Source organism: Streptomyces hilarionis, from assembly GCF_024539675.1.
Classification (GTDB): domain Bacteria; phylum Actinomycetota; class Actinomycetes; order Streptomycetales; family Streptomycetaceae; genus Streptomyces; species Streptomyces hilarionis.
In genome coordinates this window covers 1-1405 of sequence record NZ_JAHHIT010000345.1, presented here as the reverse complement: position 1 = coordinate 1405, position 1405 = coordinate 1, and the positions used below count along the sequence as shown (strand labels likewise).

The following is a 1405-nucleotide window of genomic DNA, read 5'->3' as shown; positions in this document are numbered from 1 at the left end:
CTCCCCCGGGCCATGGCCCCCGCCACCCCGCGTGACAGCTCGCCTCAGAGACAGGAGCGCCACGGACCATGAGTAATCCGCAGTACACGCAGCAGCCCGATCAGCTGCCCTCGGACTACGAGCTCGACGCATGGCGTGCCGTCCAGCGATTCAAGGGCCGCCCGCTGTCGCAAGCGATGAGAAACGCCGGCGAACACATGGCCAACGGCGTCGCGGCGTTCGGCAAGCGCGCCGCGAAGCAACTGGAGAACCACCCGCGGGCCAAGTCGGCGGTTTCACGTGGCCAGGAATTCGTCGCCAAGGGCGCTCAGAAAGTCGGCGCCGGAACGCGCAAAGCAGCCGACGCCATGCCGGACTGGAGCGGCACTGCCGTTCAGTCCATACAGAAGACCCTGGCGCGGGCCTCGCGAGCGGGCCTGTCCCCCAAACGTGTGGTGGCGCTCCACAAGAAGCGCGGGCACGAGGTCGCGTCTCTGCGCGACCTGCGCCGCCTCGACCTCGAACAGGTCGACGCGGTCCGTGGACGGGCGGCGAGCTGGTACTTCCCGGCCGCCGCAGCGCTCTCCGGAGCGGGTGCGGGACTTGTGATCTCGGGGGGAGAACTCGTCATCGCCGCCTCCGCCGGCGCCGCGGCGGCCCCTTCGGGAGGCGCGATCACCGGCGCCTTCGTCGCCGATGCCGCAGTCGTCCTCGGACTCGCGTCCCGCGCCGTCGGTCAGGTCTCGCTGTTCTACGGCTACGACCCCGAGGAGCCCGCCGAGAAGCTCTTCGTGCTGTCTGTTGTGAACGTCGGGACGGCAAGCTCGGTCGCCGCCAAGAACCGTGCGATGTCCGACATCTCGCGGCTCACCCAGGCACTCTTCCGCGGCAAGACCTGGGAGGTCCTGAACGACGCGCTTGTCACCAAGGTCTCCCAGCAGTTCGCGAAGGCATTCGGCTTCCGTCTCACCAAGAAGGGACTTGGCAAGGCCGTACCCGCAGTCGGGATCGTCGTCGGAGGCACCCTCAACTGGACCACTCTGGAGGGGATCGTCGACGCTGCCGAGATGGCGTACCGGCGGCGGTTCCTCCTGGAGAAGTATCCGCATCTCGCTGACGAGGAAGCATCCGGATGGTCTCCCGACACCGGCCCGGACATCCCGGACGACGCCGACGAGGAGATCAGTCTGCTCGACGAGATAGTTGAGGCGGGCGGACCCGACCTCCACTGACCCGGAGCCCCGGCGGTGAAAGTCCTCACGCGACCGCCGGAACAACACGGCTCAGGCCCCCGCCACGAACCCCGCGAGCCTCAACCACTCCTCACGCCCGACGGCCAAGTGCGGGCGCGCCGTCCTTGGATCCGCATACACGCACGGCCTGTTCGGGTACACCTCCACCCTCACCCCACCCCCAGGCCAAGACC

At 68.5% G+C, this 1405-nt stretch carries 1 protein-coding gene; it reads left to right on the top strand.

Annotation, left to right across the window (positions count from 1 at the left end; translation table 11 throughout):
- Positions 1-68: 68 nt before the first annotated feature.
- Positions 69-1211 (top strand): EcsC family protein, encoded by a 1143-nt coding sequence (locus tag KMS84_RS38515; RefSeq protein ID WP_256921208.1) that lies wholly within the window; start codon positions 69-71, stop codon positions 1209-1211.
- Positions 1212-1405 lie beyond the last annotated feature (194 nt).